The following is a 12,984-nucleotide window of genomic DNA, read 5'->3' as shown; positions in this document are numbered from 1 at the left end:
TTCTATTTTCGTTAGCTTATCTAGGCTTTACTTCTATCCAAGAAATTGAGCGTATGACGATCAGCGAGTATTACTTGCGCTTAGAAGCCTACCAGCTTCGCAAAGTAGAAGATCGTACCAACTTAGCACTACAAGCATTTTTTAATCAGATGGTCCAGACACCTAAGAGTAAAAACAATCCGCATCCGAAGTACGACCAACTCGATAAGTTATACGACGCTGAAGCTGAAATCAGTGAGATTAGACATCAGTTCGAAGGATTACCTTCTAAACGAATTGAAAAGCAAGAACGTAGTCGCATGATTGCTGAGCGCTATGCCGCTTACCAGAAGATTAAGGAAAGGAGGAAGCAGAATGGCGGAAAGTTATAATGTAACGGCGATATTAAGCGCAATTGATAAAAATTTCAGTGCAACCATGGCAAAAGCCGCTGAGCAGACTGCTTCCTTTTCGTCCAAGGTTGGAGCCGTTACTAGCGGGGTTGGTAAGTCAATGGCTGTTATTGGTGGAGCGACCACTGCACTAGGTGTTAGTTCTGTTAAGTCTTTCGGTGACTTCCAAGCTTCGTTGAATAAGGCAGCTGTAACTGCTGGTGGGACGTCAAAAGACATTTCAGGACTAGCAGACGTTGCTAATAAGATGGGTGCCGACCTGCCTCTATCAGCGCAAGATTCGGCAGATGCGATGATTGAAATGGCACAAGCCGGTGCGAACGTTGGGCAGATTAAAGAACAGTTTCCTGCAATAGCCGAAGCGTCAACTGCGGCGGGTTCGGACTTGATTCAAACAGCTGGCGTTGTTCAGAATGCGATGAACATTTGGGGTGATAGCCTCGAATCACCAAAACAAGCTGCGGCGGCATTAACATTAACCGCTAATGCAAGTAATGCCTCAATTGAGGACATGCAACAAGCGCTAGCAACAATTGGTGGCACCGCGAAAGCGTCCAACATGAGTTTACAAACCACATCTACAGCCATTGGGCTATTAACTAACCGTGGTTATAGTGCGGCTCAAGCTTCTGATGATTTGAATCATGCTATTTTGCAAATGCAAGCTCCTAGCAAAGTAGCACAAAATGCTATGCAGAATTTAGGGATTAGCTTCACTGACGCCCAAGGAAACATGAAGCCATTCCCTACAATTCTTCAAGAAATTAGCAAGTCAATGGACGGGATGACATCGTCTGAAAAGCAAAAAAATCTTAAAGCAATGTTTGGTACTGCCGGAATGCAAGCAATTGGACCGTTACTTGATTCAATTAATGATAAATCAGGCTCTGTTACTAAGTCGTGGGACGGCATGTTTCAAGAAATTCAAAACGGATCTTACAGTGCCTCAGCGGCATCAAAAACTTTAAGTACGCAAGCATCAGAAATGCAGAAAAATGTTGGCTCTAAAATTGAGCAAATAGGCGGTAACTGGGAAGCTTTACGAAACAAGGCTATGGATAGCAAAAACGGCGTTGTCGGTGCCATGATTGACATGATCAATAATACTATTACGTGGGCGACAACTTCTAATTCATGGATTGCGAAAGTTATTCGTGGTTTTGTTGGACTATCTCCAGTCTTAGGACCTGCATTAGTTATTTTTGGAGGTTTGTTAATTGCGACAGTAAAAGTGGCATCGGCAGTCGGAAAGCTTGCTAAGGGCTTCTACTCGATAGGTAAGGCAGTAGTTGGCTTAGTCGCTAAGCTATTTGGCGTAGCAACCGGAAACACTGCTGTAGGTGCTACTTCCGAAGGTGCTGCTGTTGGTGAAAAAGCAGTTGGAAAGAATGCTGAAAAAAGTGCTGGACAGATGATCGCAATGGGATTCGCTGCACTTGAGATTGCGGCAGGATTCGCGTTGGTGATTGCTAGCCTGGCTGTGTTGGTACTTGCGATTGCGCAATTGGCTAAGCAAGGCATGGACGGCGTGGTTGCCTTAGTAGCGTTTGGCGCAACAGTCGCCGTGTTGGCTGGTGTTTTCGCTCTGCTCGGACCAGTGTTGACAGCTAACGCTGTGGGATTAATCGCGTTCGGTGCTGCGGTAGTAGCTGCAGGTGCCGGTGTTGCACTTTTTGGAGCCGGTATCCTTGCGATGGGAGCCGGGTTAGTCCTAGCTAGCAAAGGTGTCACGGCGCTAGTTAATGCTTTTATCTTGCTTGGTAACAACATTGGACTAGTAATCCCAATGATGGGAGCTATCGGTGCTGGCATGAGTGCATTGTTAAGCGGGATCCTTAATGCGGTAATTACTAATGTACCATTAATTGGACAAGCATTTATCACATTAGGAGAAACAATCCTTAATGTGATCGTTACCCTGACACCTCAAATTATCCAAACTTTCATGACGCTATTAATGGCGTTAATTAATGCAATTGTGACGTACGCTCCGCAAATAACAGAGGCGTTTGCACAATTGATAATCGCAATCTTGAACACGATTACCACATACCTACCACAACTAATTACTGCAGGTTCCAATTTGATCGTTGCGTTTTTAAATGGAATTGCGCAAAATCTCCCTAACATAATAACGGCAGCAGTTAATGTAATTGTTGCTTTTATTAACGGGATCGCAAATAACTTAGGCAGGATTATCGATGCAGGTATTAATTTGCTGGCTAAGTTTATTTTAGGAATAGCTAATGCAATGCCTAGGCTTGCTAGTGTCGCTGTTCAAGCTGTTGAGAAATTCGTCTATGGTGTTGGTAATGCTCTAGGACAAGTACTTGCATCAGGAACCAAGCTTATTGGAATTTTCGTTAAAGGTATTTTGGATGGACTGACCGGGTCTAGAAATTCTGGTACTAAAAATGCCAACGCTGTTAAAGACGGAATTAGTGGCATTTCATTATTTGGTGCCGGTCAATCTATTATTAATGGTTTTCTGAATGGTATGAAATCCGCTTATGGTGCTGTACAGAGTTTCATAAGTGGTATTGCCAGCTGGATTAAACAGCATAAAGGGCCAATTAGTTACGATAGACGGTTATTAATCCCTGCTGGTAAATCTATCATGCTTGGATTCAATGAAGGATTGATGAAGCAGTTCAGCAATGTACAGAGCAACGTTACTGCAATGGCAGGACAGGTAGCTGATAGCATGCAGTTTACGATGCCTTCGATTGATGCTTCAAACATGAGCAATAGTCTCCGTAGAGTTCAGTCACTATCATCGAACACCTTTGGAGCCAACTTTAGTGGCACAGTTGCCTTGCAAGATTCGACGGTGGGCCAACAAAACAATCTATTATTGAGGAAAATAGCCAACAAGCAACAGGCTATCTATCTTGATGGTGATGCGCTAGTTGGTAGGACTTATACACGCACAGATTCGGCACTCGGTAATCATGCTGATCTTAATGAAAGGTGGGGACGCTAGATGCAATATCGGTTTAGAAATTTACAACCAACATTGAGAGATGTGTTTGACGACAACCCAGAAGAAGGCTTTGCATTCGGTGATTTTGATAGCCGAAAAGCAGGGCTTTTTTTAGTTGAGCGTACAGCGCCTACGCCAGAAGAAAAAGAGATCACCGAGAGTGTGCCTTACATGCAGGGTGTTTACGATTTTTCAATGTATCAAAACGAGCGCTTTTTCGAAAATCGAGAAATCACATACAAGTTAGTTATCCCAATTGGTGTATATCACGATCGAAAAGGCGTCGAACAAGACATCAAGCGACAGCTAATGCCATTAGGGCGGCAAGCGTTGATTGACACACACGAGGAAATCTATTACTGGATTGGTAAGTGTAAGAGCGTGGAAGCTGACGATGATTCAGAAAAAGGACTATTGACCGTCACGGTAGCATTTGACTGCTACCCGTTTGCCTTTACCAACAATCTCGAAGGTGCAGACGTTTGGGATGACGTCTACTTCGATCACTGGATTTGGCAACCCGTCAAATTTACGGTCAATGGTAAGCAGAATATTCAGTTAGAAAACATTGGGTCGCATAAGGTGATGAGTAATTTTGAAGTGACTGGAAAAGTGACTATCAAAGGTGCGTTCGGTACGAAAACTCTAGACGAGAAAACCGATGAAAAGTCTTCAATTCCAATCCAAGTTGGTATTAACAAGATCACGCTTGATGGTAATGGAACGATATGGTTCAAATTCAGAAGGGAGGAACTGCTGTAATGTATAGAATTATTGCTTACAATGAGCCGACTGATACAGCAGGCTTTGTTATCCACGATCCCGCTGTTAATGAATCGGTTAGTGAAGGCAAGCTGAATCTTAAGCAGTCCGATGTTAACGATTTATCGCTAACCATCAATCAAGATAACCCTCTCTTCGGCAATGTGAGACCAATGCACACGCACGTTGAGGTCTACGACGATGATAAGCTTATCTTTCGGGGGCGAGCGTTAAAGCCTACGCGAGAGATGAAAGATTCCGGACAATTTCTGCAGACCTATGTGTTTGAAGACATTTCAAGCTACCTAATCGACAGCGTTCAGCGCTTTTTAGAAGTTAGAAACGCAACGCCTAAGCAATTTCTGGAGAAGGTTATTGAGGAGCACAATACTCAAGTACCGGCTTATAAGCAGTTCAATCTAAGAACTGTAACGGTTGATAATAGCAAGGATAACGCACTCCGAACAATTGACTATGCCACAACCAAAGAAACCATTAAGAAGCTACTAACGGATTCCGTTGGTGGCTTTTTGATTACTGAATATAAGGACGGTAAGAACTACCTGGATTACCTTAAGGCACCGGGCAAGGACCATAACAACGACACACCAATTCGCATTACCGAAAACATGCAATCGGCAAGCGTTACGATTGACCCGTCTAAGGTAATTACTAGATTGATTCCGCTAGGTGCACAGATCGAGACCCAGAACCCGGATAAAAAGAATGATGATAGTTCGGACGATGGGACTAAGTTAAGCGGTCCAATGCATGCTGTTAATGGTGACTGGGGGCCAGCGATTAAGTTTGCGGCACAATGTATGAACACTAAGGTGACCAACGCCCAAGTTGCTACTATCAAAAATGTTATTCAACATGAGTCCGGTGGTAGCGAGACAGTGGTTAATAACTGGGATTCTAACGCTGCAGCTGGGCACCCAAGCAAGGGACTACTGCAATTCATTGACACGACTTTTAAGGCGTACGCTATCGAAGGCTATACCGATATTCTCAAAGGCTTCCACCAACTGTTGGCGATGTTCAATGATTCCAATTGGGCTAGTGATGTCCATACTGGTGGATGGGGGCCCACCGGTAAGCGTCGTTATGATAAATTACCAGTTGAAATAGTTGCTAGCGGAGGTGGTAATTGGGGGTCTCCGTTCCCTTCTGTCGGACACGTAGCATTCGAAAGCGGACAACTTTTCGGCGTTCACCCTGGAGGAGAATTCCGACAAAATGGCTTCCATGACGGCTTAGACTTTGGGACGGCTAAGTATCCCGGCACCGACGTTCACGCCGTCCATGGCGGTAGAGTAACGCATAAGGGCTACATGGGTGGATTGGCATACTACTTCGTCACCCATTCCGATGATGGCTACAACGTGGTCTATCAGGAAGCATTCGGCAGTAGTAGCAACATCAAGGTTAAGATTGGAGATTACGTTAAGACTGGCCAAGTAGTCGGCAGACGGACAACCAATCACCTTCATGTTGGTGTGACAAAAAAGGACTTCAACTACGCAGTTGCACACTCGTTTACCAATAATGGTACATGGATTGACCCGGAGCCGTTAATTTTTGGATCAAAAAAGAGAATAATGTTGAGGGTTAAGCAGGTAGTTGCTGATTCGCCGTTAGCTAAGCAGGTAGTTGCTGATTCGCCGTTAGCTAAGCAAGCACTTGACATTGAAGCTGGGGTAAAGCTGTTCGAAGCGGCAAAGTCTTCACATTTAAAATATGAGACCAACTACCTCCGTGCGGACATCTTGTCTAATCAAGCACACGGCGACTGCTCATCGTTTGTGAGTTACTTTCTAGAGTTGGCAGTACACGAAACTGATCGAACGCTCTACACAACCGACACGTTGCACGGATTTTTGAAAAAACATGGCTATGCACTGCATTACGAGGGTAACACTAAGACGCTCCCGGCATTGCAGACTGGCGATGTTTTTATTTTGGGCAAAAAAGGCGACAAACCAAGCCATACCGCAGTAATGAAGGACGCGGATACGTTATTAGAGTGCGCGCAAGGTTGGAGCAATGGTTATGACCAAGGTGGCGCCGATATGTTTGAACATGGTAAATCCGGTGATGAGAATTTAGCTGCTTGGTGGAAACGGAATTCACAAGGTTGGAAGGGCGAATGGTACTGGTACCTATACCGTTTTGGCGGAAATATACCGGAGCAAGAATCGGGTGACCAAAAAGGTGGCACGATTAAATCCGGTGTCCGTTATACCATTGCGCCGGTTAACGATGGTAAGGATTACCTTGAGATTCCCGATTTTCAAAAAGAGTTCGGGATCATTAATGGTGCTGTCACGTGGGATGATGTTAAGGATCCGAACGAGCTATTGAGTAAGGCTAAGGCTTGGATCAGGAACCAAAAAGCGTCAACCAACTCTTGGAACATCTCGGCATTAGAGTTGCCGGACTACGACCACTTTAAGGTTTACGATCGCTACTTATTCGTTAATCCGTACGTAGCTGACACGCAGTTACTGACGGTGGTTAGCAAGGAGATCGACATTACCAATCCATTTAAGTCCACGCTAACAATTGGCGATAAGACGCCAAAGTTGACCGATTACCAGAACGAAAATCGAAATATATCCAAAGAAGTTTCAAAGCTGGCAAGCACAGTCACAACTATCTCTGGTGATGTTTCTGCCATGCGTGGTGGTGCGGGTAACTCTAGCAGTCAACTGCAAACAATCTACGACCGGTTAGGCAATACCAACGTGCCACAGTTGCAGAAAGACGTTGAAGGTATCCAAGATTTCAGCAAAAAAGCCGATGAACGATTGACTACCGCTGAAACAGACCTGAAAACTGTAAAGGAAGATGACGAATCGACTAAACAGAAGCTGGCTGAATATGAAAAAACTATCGCAGATTTAAATGAAAGATTAAAGAAATTGGAAGGAGCTGGTAGCTGATGACACAGGTGTTTAAAGACTATACCGAAATCAAAAAGGACCCAGCAAAGGTAGCCGAGATTGCCGACACAATCCGGCATGCGAAATTAGGAAGCGAGGTGCGAGAAGCAATGGCACAAGGATTTGAAACGATTGACGATTCAGAAGTTGTTAACCACCTTATCAGTGATGTTGAAGACCTGAAAGATGAAATCATCGGTTACCGTGCCGACGTTAAAAAATTAACGGAAATGGTTGAAAAATCAATTAACGACAACAAAACAAATATTGAAAATGTTGGAAAAGAAAATCGAGAAGCACTCAAAAAGTTTGATGAGGATTGGCAGTTGAAAATCGACCGAATCATTCTGGGGACCGACGAACCAACGCTCGACCGTATTATTGATGAAAAGTTAAATGAAAGGGGTGTGTAGCCTATGAGTATGTATCTAACTTTTACTATCGGGAAAGATAAACGTAATTTAGTTGACGATATTACTGATTTCCATATCGATAAAGAGACATCAACTAATCCGCAGTGGTTACAAGCTCGGCAAAATGAAGATGGGATGCGGCAAGTTTTTGTAACTGTTAAAAACGAAGACGGCTCACCATTTAATTTGACTGGTTGCAATTACTGGTTCCAAGGCAAGCTACCGGACGGCATCCATAAAATTATTGATGCTAAGCACGGGGTGACATTGGACGCACAGAACGGAAAATTCCGCTTTGATATGCCGAAGCAAGCTTTTGCAGTTGCGGGATCCTATGTTCAAGCGTTTTTCAGAATCGTTAGAGACGGTGAAAGTATTACTACACTTGAGTTTGATCTAACTGTCCTAGCTGATCTTGTCTATAACGACCTAGTGCCATCGGATTATATAACGCCGTTCGAAGATTTGTATTTCAAACTCAAAGATTACATCGTTAAGGCTAACGGTGACTTTGAAACAGCAATGGCGCAATGGAAGAAAGATGTAGCTGACTTAATCACTGAGCTTAATGCTGACGTTAGCGGTATTAACCTGACAATTACCGAGATTAAGACTCAACTTTCAGCACTTGAGGACAAGATTAAGGCTGACGGGTTGCTTACACAGGCTGATTTTGATGCTCAGATTAAAATTGTTAATCAAAATATTGAAGATGCACTTGAAAAGTTAAAGGGCAATATTATTGTTGGAGATAATATTCGGATTGGTAATTTCGTTTCGAAAAACAATCAATCGGCGATTGAAAACCTGCGATCGTTGATGGATCCTAGTTTGTTCAACTTTGTGTTTTTTACAGACTGCCACTACGACCAGTGGAACGATCCGAACCGCACTGGGCTCGACCGTCTAAACAATGCACTATTGATGGACGGTTCAGTCGATGCAATTATTGCTGGCGGCGATAATGTTGATGGCGGTTCAGCATTGTATGATATCGTGTTAAGCCAACATAAGGAATTTATCAACGATATGCTTTTTTATCATAATGGTTCATCGGATAAATTTATTTTGAAAGGCAATCATGATGACGCAAGTGGGCGCCCGGTTAACTATCTCCGTACTGGTGATACTCAATTTGCCGGTACCACACCAATTCCAGCCAATGATTTAAAGCGAATGTACAACAATTCGGCTCTATTAAATGGAGAAATACGGAATGGAAATAGCAACTATTTTTATAAAGATTATCCCGAAAAGAAAGTACGACTAATTGGACTTGATTCCAATGATACGCCTGAAGTACTCAAATCAGACGGCACATTGAAGTATCTTGGATTAATCTACATGGGTTATCAAGAGGAACAAATCAATTGGTTAGCTAATGTTGCTTTACAGAACGTCCCAGAAGATTACACAACTATAATTGTCGGGCATATTCATGCGGATGCAATGAAAGATAGCGTGGACGAAGATAACATCTACGGAGATCACTATTACAACGTGGATCTAGTTAATCAGGTAATCAACGACTTCATGCGTGGCACATCCAGCATGGTGACAAGTAACACGAAGAATTGGGAAGTTTCTGTTAAATCTGACTTCACAAGCCAGGGTAAGCGAATTATGGCGGGTTACATTCACGGACATCAGCATCAAGATAATTACACTAGTGACCTTGGATTTAACAACATTGGGATCACATGTTCCGTTGGAAGCGACGCTAGCAATCCCAGTGACGATGGTTGGGTCGTAGTAAGTGTGGATCCGGTAAATCAAACAATCCAATTACGTAGTTTTGGGCATGCTACCAGTCGAAATTTCAAATTCATTAACGGATAATAGGAGGGATAATTTTGGCAAATAAATCAATTAATAATCCAGCGCACGATATAGTTAATAGTTTAACTCCCTATGTTAATAGGGACCAGGCAATTACCGAGATGGGGATGATGGAGGCCATCCAAAAGCTAGCTGCGGTTGTCGATGCGCACATTGGTAGTGGGGTTAATGCTCATACTCCAGTTAGTCGTTATCAGGCAGGCTTTATGACCCGTGACTTGTGGCTAAAATTTTATGAGATTGCGGGAAAGCGAACTTACACTGGTGGCGGTAAAGACATTATGGCGTTAGAGCCGGGAAAATATTACGGTCTTAAATATAAAAATGGTCCTTTAGCAGCCGATGATGATGCAATTGTTACCGTAGATGTGTCCGAAATTGAGGGTATGGGAAAACAAATTTCTGTTATTAAATCCTATACAGGTCAAGCATATTTTTATACCGAACACACTAATGGAGCTGGGACTAATTACAATGCACCGAGCGTTTGGACAGCAATTCCTAGGTTAGCAACTCTGTGGGAGGGTAGTATGACTACTGTAGGTACTAATTTCACCTTAGCTGACAAGATTGAAAAATACACACGATTGATATTTACAATAAACTCTAATAACGGGGCATTTTATGATGTAACAACGCCGGCGGTGGGGAACACTTTTAAAATTAACGCCATTCAACACCAAAATACGCACTTGGGTATGAATAATTTTGAAGTAACGCTTACTATTAGTGGTGACTCTGGCAGCATTACTAAAAATGTATCCGACGCTTATAACGAAGGCACGGCTGGACCGGTTGCGGCTTCGAACCTAGCATCAATTCGCAAAATTGTGGGGGTGGTCCAATAATGCTTAGTTTAAAAGTCGACCAAAATATCATTGTTGATTATGCCATTGGTAGTGGATTAATTGGTGACAACGTTATTCAGTATGATGGAAAAATACCAGATGATTTCTACGAAAATTATAAACCGTTTTTTTATTTACTAAAAAATAATGAGATTGTAGAGAACCCAGACTATGTAGAACCCAAACCACCAGTGATTGGTCCAAGTGAACAAGATAAAATTAACGCTCAAATAATGATAAATCAAGCTAAGCAAAAGGAAGAACAAGATGAATTCAACGCTCAAACTCTATTACAGTTAGCTAAACTAGGAGGCAATAAATAATGTTTAAATATATTAAAAAATACTACGAAGAAGGTTTATACACTAAAGACGATTTAAAAACACTTTTGAATGGTGAACTGTTAACTCAAGATGAATATGATTCATTAATTAACCCAACGCCTGCACAATAGGCGTTTTTATTTTGGAAAAAGTAAGGAGAAAGAAGGTGCAAGATTGCACACACTGTTGGGGTTGTCTTGGGGGGAATGGGCATCGATTGTAACTATCATTCTTTTTATGGCAGGCATAGTTAGCCTGCTTTTTAAATACATCGTTTTTGGCCCATTTCAAGATGATATAAAAGATTTAAACAAAAATTTTAAAGCACTTAATGATAATCTGAGAGAAATAAAGGTTAGCATTAATGAGTTAGATAAGCGAGTAGACGAGCATGATCGGCGGTTAGACCGCCACCACGAAAGGATTAAGGACTTGCAAAACAAAATATGGGGAGGTAGTTATTAATGAAGAATGTAAAAAACATCAATTGGCATGATGGTAAATTGTGGGCAGGATTGATTAGTTTACTAATCGTTTTGGTTCAGCAGTTAATGGTAGCCTTTGGTTACAATTATCCAGTCGACTGGCAAAGCATTGTAGGGATTATTAACACTGTACTAACCATCCTAGGGATGCTAGGGGTAATTAGTGATACAACTACCGTTAGTAACCAGACAGGAGGGCAAGATGACAAAACTAAATAAATTAAGATGGGTTGCTGCAATTGCGGCAGCCTTTTTTGTTGGAGTAAGTGCCGCTCCACTGGTCAGCGCCAATGCTGGTGGTGCTACGAATAACCAATACACCAACGTACAGCATAAAGCGGTTCAGAAACACTCCACCACTGCCAAAGCTAAAACGGGTAAGGCGAAAGCTAAAAAGTCGGTTACTTCGGTACGTAGCCAAGGTGTAGACTGGGCTAAGTATCAAGGATATAGCGGAGTTAAAGGCTATAAGAACGACCAGTTTGCGATTGCACAAATTGGTGGATCATACGGTGGAACGTTCATTAACCAAGCTACGTACAACAGTCAAGTTGCTAGTGCATTAAGTCAAGGGATGCGAGCTCATACTTATATTTGGTATGGGGTTGGTGGTAGTACAGCACTCGGTAAGCAATGCCTTAACTACTACTTGCCACGCGTTAAAACACCCAAGGGTTCGATTGTTGCCCTCGATTATGAAGATGGTGCAAGTGGCAGCATTAAAGCTAATACAGACGCTATCATTGCTGGTATGCAACAAATCAAGGATGCTGGATATACGCCGATGTATTACAGTTATAAGCCTTATACGCTTGCTCATGTTGATTACAAGCGCATTATACAGAAGTTCGGTACATGCCTTTGGATTGCAGCTTATCCCGATTACTTAGTCCGTAGTACACCATATTGGGGAACTTTCCCAACTATGGATGGAGTGGCTATTTGGCAGTTCACATCTACGTATATTAATGGCGGACTAGATGGCAACATCGATTTAACCGGAATTACGCACAACGGTTATGATGGCAAGCAACCGGCACCAAAACCAGTTAAACCAACGCACAAGAAGCGCGTAGATGTAACCTACGCAATGCATCAACGTAATGGTCGCTGGTTGTCACCAGTTAAAAATGCTGGTTCAGGTGCTAACGGATTTGCAGGCATGCCATACAGTGCGCACGATATGCTTTACATTAAAGTAAACCGTGGTTCAATCAAATACCGCGTCCACACAATCGAAGACGGTTGGCTTCCGTGGGTACACAAAGCAAACAAGAACGATACAGTCAACGGCGTAGCTGGTATTAAAGGCCACACTATTGACGGCGTGCAAATGTACTACACCACACCAAAAGGTGAGACTTACCAACAAGCATACTACCGTTCACAATCTACACAACGTGCTGGCTATCTAGGAGTGTGCGCTGATAATGGTTCAGTTTCAGGGTTTGATTCGTGGGCCGGCATGTATGGCGAACCGCTAGATCGACTCCAGATTAGCATTAACGATCATAGTAATTTTTAAGTTTAACTAAATAGGAAGTAATTATTTAGCCTCTGTCTTCGGACGGAGGCTTTTTTGTTGTCTGGACAGGTTGTTTTAAAGTGTATTTGGGTGTAGGATAATCATCAGTAGGAGTATTAGTTTAAGGGCTAAAGGGGGGAGTAGTCTCTTGAATTGAGTTCTCCTATTTTTTATTGAAATGACATCATTATTCTCCAATGTAGGAAAAAAACTTATTTACGCCAATTATTTCGGAAAATAACTTAAAATACAGAAAAAGCCCACTCGACCAATAATTGGTTAAGTGGACTTTCCTTAATACGATTAAAGTATTACAATGAAGTTGCAAGCTAGGTTCTCCTCCAAAGAATATCAGGCTTGCCAGGAAATCACCAGCTTAGAAATAGGCTGCGTGATTTTTTGTTTGTGTAATTTATTTTGATATCTGAAAAAGACAGGTTTATATAGTTAAGGGGTAAAATTCATCGTT

General features: G+C 42.5%; 12 protein-coding genes. All 12 read left to right on the top strand.

All coding sequences use genetic code 11. From position 1 onward, the window contains the following. Positions 1 to 53: 53 nt before the first annotated feature. The 12 genes from NL111_RS05845 (at position 54) to NL111_RS05790 (ending at position 12,515) form a co-directional block, all read left to right on the top strand. The gene (locus NL111_RS05845; protein WP_243909967.1) at positions 54 to 371 is read left to right on the top strand and encodes a hypothetical protein; all 318 of its coding nucleotides are present in this window, start codon (positions 54 to 56) and stop codon (positions 369 to 371) included. Continuing rightward, positions 355 to 3,375, top strand: coding sequence for a phage tail tape measure protein (locus NL111_RS05840; protein ID WP_285110026.1), 3,021 nt, complete (start codon positions 355 to 357; stop codon positions 3,373 to 3,375). The genes NL111_RS05845 and NL111_RS05840 overlap by 17 nt, the downstream gene beginning before the upstream one ends. Further along, positions 3,376 to 4,137: a phage tail protein gene (locus NL111_RS05835; protein WP_285110025.1), complete on the top strand. Its 762-nt coding sequence runs from the start codon at positions 3,376 to 3,378 to the stop codon at positions 4,135 to 4,137. It begins immediately after the preceding gene. Further along, positions 4,137 to 7,082, top strand: coding sequence for a phage tail protein (locus NL111_RS05830; RefSeq protein ID WP_285110024.1), 2,946 nt, complete (start codon positions 4,137 to 4,139; stop codon positions 7,080 to 7,082). Before NL111_RS05835 ends, NL111_RS05830 begins: the two co-directional genes overlap by 1 nt. After that, positions 7,082 to 7,495 (top strand): hypothetical protein, encoded by a 414-nt coding sequence (locus NL111_RS05825; RefSeq protein WP_285110023.1) that lies wholly within the window; start codon positions 7,082 to 7,084, stop codon positions 7,493 to 7,495. Before NL111_RS05830 ends, NL111_RS05825 begins: the two co-directional genes overlap by 1 nt. A 3-nt stretch (positions 7,496 to 7,498) precedes the next feature. After that, entirely contained in the window at positions 7,499 to 9,334 is a 1,836-nt protein-coding gene (locus NL111_RS05820; protein ID WP_285110022.1) for a BppU family phage baseplate upper protein, read from the top strand. Between the two features lie 14 nt (positions 9,335 to 9,348). Continuing rightward, entirely contained in the window at positions 9,349 to 10,182 is an 834-nt protein-coding gene (locus NL111_RS05815) for a hypothetical protein (protein ID WP_285110021.1), read from the top strand. Next, positions 10,182 to 10,505, top strand: coding sequence for a DUF2977 domain-containing protein (locus NL111_RS05810; RefSeq protein WP_285110020.1), 324 nt, complete (start codon positions 10,182 to 10,184; stop codon positions 10,503 to 10,505). The genes NL111_RS05815 and NL111_RS05810 overlap by 1 nt, the downstream gene beginning before the upstream one ends. Then, positions 10,505 to 10,636, top strand: coding sequence for an XkdX family protein (locus NL111_RS05805; protein WP_285110019.1), 132 nt, complete (start codon positions 10,505 to 10,507; stop codon positions 10,634 to 10,636). Before NL111_RS05810 ends, NL111_RS05805 begins: the two co-directional genes overlap by 1 nt. A 106-nt stretch (positions 10,637 to 10,742) precedes the next feature. Further along, complete coding sequence (locus NL111_RS05800; protein WP_285110018.1) at positions 10,743 to 10,970, top strand: hypothetical protein; 228 nt, start codon at positions 10,743 to 10,745, stop codon at positions 10,968 to 10,970. Further along, on the top strand, positions 10,970 to 11,209 hold the full coding sequence (locus NL111_RS05795) for a phage holin (RefSeq protein ID WP_285110017.1): 240 nt from the start codon (positions 10,970 to 10,972) through the stop codon (positions 11,207 to 11,209). Before NL111_RS05800 ends, NL111_RS05795 begins: the two co-directional genes overlap by 1 nt. After that, entirely contained in the window at positions 11,193 to 12,515 is a 1,323-nt protein-coding gene (locus NL111_RS05790) for a GH25 family lysozyme (protein ID WP_285110016.1), read from the top strand. Before NL111_RS05795 ends, NL111_RS05790 begins: the two co-directional genes overlap by 17 nt. The last annotated feature ends 469 nt before the right edge of the window (positions 12,516 to 12,984 follow it).

The organism is Pediococcus sp. AC40 (genome assembly GCF_030252485.1).
GTDB lineage: Bacteria > Bacillota > Bacilli > Lactobacillales > Lactobacillaceae > Pediococcus > Pediococcus acidilactici.
This window is presented reverse-complemented; position numbering and strand designations above follow the sequence as displayed.

Excerpts from the sequence above, each read along its gene's own strand:
- NL111_RS05845 (WP_243909967.1), top strand. The coding sequence starts at position 54 with ATGACGATCAGCGAGTATTACTTGCGCTTAGAAGCCTACCAGCTTCGC.
- NL111_RS05840 (WP_285110026.1), top strand. The coding sequence starts at position 355 with ATGGCGGAAAGTTATAATGTAACGGCGATATTAAGCGCAATTGATAAA.
- NL111_RS05835 (WP_285110025.1), top strand. The coding sequence starts at position 3,376 with ATGCAATATCGGTTTAGAAATTTACAACCAACATTGAGAGATGTGTTT.
- NL111_RS05830 (WP_285110024.1), top strand. The coding sequence starts at position 4,137 with ATGTATAGAATTATTGCTTACAATGAGCCGACTGATACAGCAGGCTTT.
- NL111_RS05825 (WP_285110023.1), top strand. The coding sequence starts at position 7,082 with ATGACACAGGTGTTTAAAGACTATACCGAAATCAAAAAGGACCCAGCA.
- NL111_RS05820 (WP_285110022.1), top strand. The coding sequence starts at position 7,499 with ATGAGTATGTATCTAACTTTTACTATCGGGAAAGATAAACGTAATTTA.
- NL111_RS05810 (WP_285110020.1), top strand. The coding sequence starts at position 10,182 with ATGCTTAGTTTAAAAGTCGACCAAAATATCATTGTTGATTATGCCATT.
- NL111_RS05805 (WP_285110019.1), top strand. The coding sequence starts at position 10,505 with ATGTTTAAATATATTAAAAAATACTACGAAGAAGGTTTATACACTAAA.
- NL111_RS05800 (WP_285110018.1), top strand. The coding sequence starts at position 10,743 with ATGGCAGGCATAGTTAGCCTGCTTTTTAAATACATCGTTTTTGGCCCA.
- NL111_RS05795 (WP_285110017.1), top strand. The coding sequence starts at position 10,970 with ATGAAGAATGTAAAAAACATCAATTGGCATGATGGTAAATTGTGGGCA.
- NL111_RS05790 (WP_285110016.1), top strand. The coding sequence starts at position 11,193 with ATGACAAAACTAAATAAATTAAGATGGGTTGCTGCAATTGCGGCAGCC.